This window comes from Pseudomonas sp. (assembly GCF_049590575.1).
Taxonomy (GTDB): Bacteria; Pseudomonadota; Gammaproteobacteria; order Pseudomonadales; family Pseudomonadaceae; genus Aquipseudomonas.
Genome location: NZ_JBAWDE010000420.1, coordinates 1 through 5,290, shown reverse-complemented (window position 1 = coordinate 5,290; position 5,290 = coordinate 1). Strand labels below are relative to the sequence as shown.

Sequence of the window (5,290 nt, the reverse complement as noted above, 5' to 3'; positions counted from 1 at the left end):
CCTTCGCAGGCAAGCCAGCTCCCACAGAAAAGCAGATCTGCTTATGCTGTAGATTTGCTTTCGCTCCTCGCTCTGCGCTCTTGATCTGCTTCAACCACTCAGGTAGGCTACTAGGCCGCCGTGCTCTTGCTTTTGATCTTGATCTCAGGCGCCCCGTCAAACACGCTGGCCGAACGCAGGCTCGAATCCGTGGGTAACCCGGCAGGACGCCGGGTTAGCCGCGATGGGCCAAGGATGGCCCATGGCGGCGGCCCACGGATTCAAGCCGCAGTGAGGGCACACCGAGCCGCAGGCGAGGTGCCGAGTGTTGGGGCAAGAGCCCTTTGGTTACTTTGGGGCTCTTTTCCAAAGTGACCCGCTGTAAGAGCGGAACCATAAGCCGCCGCTACCTAAATAATGGATATGCACAAAAATCCAAATCAGCTCTTGTGCAGCTTACTCATCAACTGCGCCTCAGCCTGGGTCAACCCACACGACTGCGTCAGCTCATCCACCGTAGCCCCCATCCCCACCAGCTTCGCCGCCTGTGCAAACGAAAGACTCGCCGGATCGCGCTGCTCAATCTGCGCCAACTTGTCCGGCAATGGCCCAAGAATCGCGCGCAACTCGTGCACTTCATCCCCAACCTTCACCGCACTCTGCTGGAAATGATCCACCCGCTTGACCAACTCCAGGATCCGCCGATCACGCACGGCATCACGCTCGGCCTGTTGCAAAGCCAATTCGCGCTGCTGGCGCACATAGCGCAGCAGAAACGCCAAAGTCCCGGCCCACAACAGGGCCAGGACAATCACCGCCGCTTCAAGGAACAATCAGATGTTCTCCAGATCCGACCACTCTTCTTCGCTCATCATCTTGTCCAGCTCAACCAGAATCAGCAGTTCGCCGTTCTTGTTGCACACGCCCTGGATGAACTTGGCCGATTCCTCGTTACCCACGTTCGGCGCCGTTTCGACTTCCGACTGGCGCAGGTAAACCACCTCGGCCACGCTGTCGACCATGATCCCGACCACTTGCTTGTCGGCTTCGATGATGACAATACGCGTGTTGTCGTTGACGTCGGTCGGCACCAGGCCAAAGCGCTGGCGGGTGTCGATTACAGTTACCACATTGCCGCGCAGGTTGATGATGCCCAGCACGTAGCTTGGCGCACCCGGTACCGGGGCGATCTCGGTGTAGCGCAGCACTTCTTGCACGCGCATCACGTTAATGCCATAGGACTCGTTGTCCAGTTTGAAGGTAACCCATTGCAGGATCGGATCATCCAAACCTTGTGCGGACGCTGACTTGTTCATCTCTCTGACCCCTTCAAATGCCGCTCGACACGGCGTATATGCTTCATCGGCTGCGCAATCACGCGGCCCTTATTGTTCAATCAACTGCGTTTGTTCACCGGCATCGTCTTGACGGCGCCACTGGCGATCAACTCGGCCAGCTCGGCGACGTCGAGCAACGCGCACATGTGTTCGATCACGGTGCCCGCCAGCCAAGGCCGTTGGCCCCGGTGGCTGCGCCATTTGATTTCGTTCGGGTCCAGGCGCAACGAGCGGCTGACTTGATGCACCGCCAACCCCCACTCGTAGCCCTGCACCGAGATCACGTATTGCAAGCCCTGGCGGAAGTCATCGCGGTAGCGGTCGGGCATTACCCAGCGCGCGGTGTCCAGCACCTTGAGGTTGCCGGCCTGGCTGGGCAGGATGCCGAGAAACCACTCCGGTTGCCCGAACAGCGGCGTCAGCTCCTGGCCTTCCAGCGAATAGATCGAGCCCAGGCACACCAGCGGCACCGCCAGGGTCAACCCGGCGACGTCGAACAGCAGGCACTCGAACGGCTCGGCAGCCCAGGCCGGGCGATCATCGCCGGCAACCGGCGGCGGCGTGATGCTAGGCGGCAGGTGCACCTCGACCACAGGCGCCACCACTGCCGGCTCGGCCACCACCGGTGCGACCACCACCGGCGCCACGACGGCCGGCAGGATCGGCACCACTACCGGCGCGGTCACGACCTGCTTGTCGCGGGCCTGTTCTTCCAGCACGGCCAGCTGGAATTCATCCAGCGTGCTGGCAGGCTCAACGGCCGGCTCCAGCACCAACAGCGGCTGTTCTTCCTCGGTCGCCTCCTGCAGCAGGGCATCCAGGTAGGATTCCAGTGCCAGTTGCGGGCGGGTCTTGAGTTCGACGGGACGGTTCATCACGCCACCTGCGCGACAAGCTGCTGGGACAGCAGGTGCTTGAGCAACGCGCGGTACGCCAGGACGCCGCGGCTTTTGCCGTCGAACTGCGAAGGCGTCAAGCCCGCGCGGCTGGCGTCGCGCAGCCGCGTGTCGACCGGGATATAGCCATTCCAGATAGTGTCCGGGTAGGCATCGCGCAGTACGCGCAAGGTGCCCAGGGACGCCTGGGTGCGGCGGTCGAACAGGGTCGGCACAATGCTGAACGGCAGCGCCTGCTTGCGCGAACGGTTGATCATCGCCAGGGTGCTGACCATGCGTTCCAGGCCTTTGACCGCCAGGTGCTCGGTTTGCACCGGGATCACCAGTTGCTGGCTGGCCGCCAAGGCGTTGACCATCAGCACGCCAAGCAACGGCGGGCTGTCGATGATGGCGTAGTCGAAGTCCTGCCACAGCTGCGCCAGGGTCTTGGCGATCACCAGGCCCAGGCCGCTCTGCCCCGGCGACTGGCGCTCAAGGGTGGCCAGGGCGGTACTCGACGGCAGCAGGGAAATGCTGGCATTGCTGGTAGGCAGCAGCAGTTGTCCGGGCAGGTCGGACGGCACGTTGCCTTTGTGCAGGAACAAGTCGTAGTTGCTGTGCTCCAGCGCGTCCGGGTCGTAGCCGAAATAGCTGGTCATCGAGCCGTGGGGGTCCAGGTCGACCACGACCACACGCTTGCCCGCTTCGGCCAGCAAGCCGGCTAAGGCGATGGAAGTGGTGGTCTTGCCGACTCCACCCTTTTGATTGGCAACTGCCCAGACTCTCATTCGGTTGGTTCCTCCCGGCAGGCACTGGCGCGACCGAGACATTGCATAAGGTTATTGAGCCGGCGACGGAGAATTGACGGCACTCTGACGAACCGGCGGCTTTGCAGTCGCCGGTGCAGTTTGTGTGCCAGCACGCTTCAAGGCCGCGTCCGGTGTTGCATTGGCGGTGCCGGTGCCGGTCAGGCTGCGGCGCACATCCAGGTTACGCGAGACCACCAGCACCACCCGACGGTTACGCGCACGCCCTTCCACCGTGGCGTTATTGGCCACCGGCTGAAACTCGCCATAGCCCACCGAGGCCAGGCGCCCAGGGTTCACGCCCTGCATCGCGAGCATGCGCACGATGCTCGCCGCCCGCGCCGAAGACAGCTCCCAGTTGGTCGGGTATTGCGCGGTGCTTATCGGCAAATTGTCGGTAAAGCCTTCCACGTGCACCGGGTTTTCGAACGGTTTGAGGATGGCCGCCACCTTGTCGATGATGGTGAACGCCTGGTCGCTGGGCATCGCGTCGGCACTGGCGAACAGCAGGCTCGAATTAAGCTCGATCTCGACCCACAACTCGTTGCCGCGCACGGTCATCTGGTTGGAGCTGATCAGGTCGCCAAACGCGGCGCTGATGTCGTCGGCGATGCTTTTCAACGGGTCGCTGGTACCGCCCACGCCGGCAGCGGTTTCATCGCTGTCGTTGACCAGCGGCTTGGCCGGGGTCACGGTCTTGGGCCGCTCTTCGCCGATGGGGATCGGCTTGAGCGCGCGGTCGGTGTCGTTGAACACGCCGATCAACGCCTGTGAAATGACCTTGTACTTGCCTTCGTTGATCGACGAGATGGAATACATCACCACGAAAAACGCGAACAGCAAGGTAATGAAGTCCGCATACGAAACCAGCCAGCGTTCGTGGTTGACGTGTTCTTCAGGTTCGCGACGACGACGGCTCACACAGACCTCCCATCAATCCATGAAGCCCTGGAGCTTCAATTCGATGGAGCGCGGGTTCTCGCCCTCGGCAATCGACAGGATGCCTTCGAGCAACATCTCGCGATAACGCGACTGGCGCAGGGCGATCGACTTGAGCTTGCTGGCCACCGGCAACAACACCAGGTTGGCACTGGCCACGCCATAGATGGTCGCGACAAACGCCACGGCAATCCCGCTGCCCAGTTGCGAAGGGTCGGCCAGGTTGCCCATCACGTGGATCAGGCCCATCACCGCACCAATGATGCCGATGGTCGGCGCGTAGCCGCCCATGCTTTCGTAGACTTTGGCGGCATTGATGTCGCGGCTTTCCTGGGTGTAGAAATCCACCTCGAGGATGCTGCGGATCGCTTCCGGCTCGGCGCCGTCCACCAGCAATTGCAAGCCTTTGCGCGCGTAGCTGTCGGGCTCGGCATCGGCCACGCCTTCCAGGCCCAGCAGGCCTTCCTTGCGCGCGGTGAGGCTCCAGTTGACCACGCGGTCGATGCCGCCTGGCAGGTCGACACGCGGTGGGAAAATGATCCAGATCAGGATCTGCATCGCGCGCTTGAACGAACTCATGGGCGACTGCAGCAACGCGGCCCCCACGGTGCCGCCGATCACGATCAGCGCCGCCGGGCCATTGGCCAGGGCGCCAAGGTGGCCGCCTTCGAGGTAGTTGCCGCCAATAATCGCGACAAACGCCATGATGATGCCGATCAGGCTCAAGACATCCATCAGAGGCAAGCCTCCACCAGATGCTTGCCGATATCGTCCAGGCTGTAGACGGCGTCCGCCAGGTCAGCCTTGACGATGGCCATGGGCATGCCATAGATCACGCAGCTGGCTTCGTCCTGGGCCCAGATCGCGCTGCCGCCCTGCTTGAGCAGGCGCGCGCCTTCACGGCCGTCGGCGCCCATGCCGGTGAGGACCACCGCCAGAACTTTGTCGCCATAGGACTTGGCCGCCGAACCGAAGGTGATATCCACGCAGGGCTTGTAGTTCAGGCGCTCGTCGCCCGGCAGGATTTTGATCGCGCCACGCCCGTCGACCATCATCTGCTTGCCACCCGGCGCCAGCAGGGCCAGGCCTGGGCGCAGGATGTCACCGTCTTCGGCTTCCTTGACGCTGATGCGGCACAGCTTGTCGAGACGTTCGGCGAAGGCCTTGGTGAACGCGGCGGGCATGTGCTGGATCAACACGATCGGCGCCGGGAAGTTGGCCGGCAACTGGGTCAACACGCGTTGCAGGGCCACCGGGCCGCCGGTGGACGTACCGATCGCCACCAGTTTGTAAGCCTTGCGCTTGGGCGCCGGCGAATGCGCACTGGGCGCAGACGCACGTGCGGGTGCAGGGG

7 protein-coding genes are annotated in these 5,290 nt (G+C 62.8%); all 7 read right to left on the bottom strand.

What is annotated here, in order from left to right; genetic code table 11:
- Positions 1 to 419 precede the first annotated feature (419 nt).
- Positions 420 to 812, bottom strand: a complete 393-nt coding sequence (locus tag WBR57_RS29360) for a DUF2802 domain-containing protein (protein WP_424088952.1) — start codon at positions 810 to 812, stop codon at positions 420 to 422.
- Positions 813 to 1,295, bottom strand: a complete 483-nt coding sequence (locus WBR57_RS29355) for a chemotaxis protein CheW (RefSeq protein ID WP_424088950.1) — start codon at positions 1,293 to 1,295, stop codon at positions 813 to 815.
- Positions 1,296 to 1,375: 80 nt separating this feature from the next.
- The gene (locus tag WBR57_RS29350; RefSeq protein ID WP_424088948.1) at positions 1,376 to 2,191 is read right to left on the bottom strand and encodes a CheW domain-containing protein; all 816 of its coding nucleotides are present in this window, start codon (positions 2,189 to 2,191) and stop codon (positions 1,376 to 1,378) included.
- On the bottom strand, positions 2,191 to 2,979 hold the full coding sequence (locus WBR57_RS29345; RefSeq protein WP_424088946.1) for a ParA family protein: 789 nt from the start codon (positions 2,977 to 2,979) through the stop codon (positions 2,191 to 2,193). The genes WBR57_RS29350 and WBR57_RS29345 overlap by 1 nt, the downstream gene beginning before the upstream one ends.
- 51 nt (positions 2,980 to 3,030) lie before the next feature.
- Positions 3,031 to 3,918, bottom strand: a complete 888-nt coding sequence (motD, locus tag WBR57_RS29340) for a flagellar motor protein MotD (protein WP_424088944.1) — start codon at positions 3,916 to 3,918, stop codon at positions 3,031 to 3,033.
- A gap of 12 nt (positions 3,919 to 3,930) precedes the next feature.
- Entirely contained in the window at positions 3,931 to 4,671 is a 741-nt protein-coding gene (locus WBR57_RS29335) for a flagellar motor protein (RefSeq protein WP_016976609.1), read from the bottom strand.
- Positions 4,671 to 5,290, bottom strand: a 620-nt coding sequence (cheB, locus tag WBR57_RS29330; protein WP_424088942.1) for a chemotaxis-specific protein-glutamate methyltransferase CheB, incomplete at its 5' end; no start/stop codon positions are given. The genes cheB and WBR57_RS29335, both read right to left, overlap by 1 nt.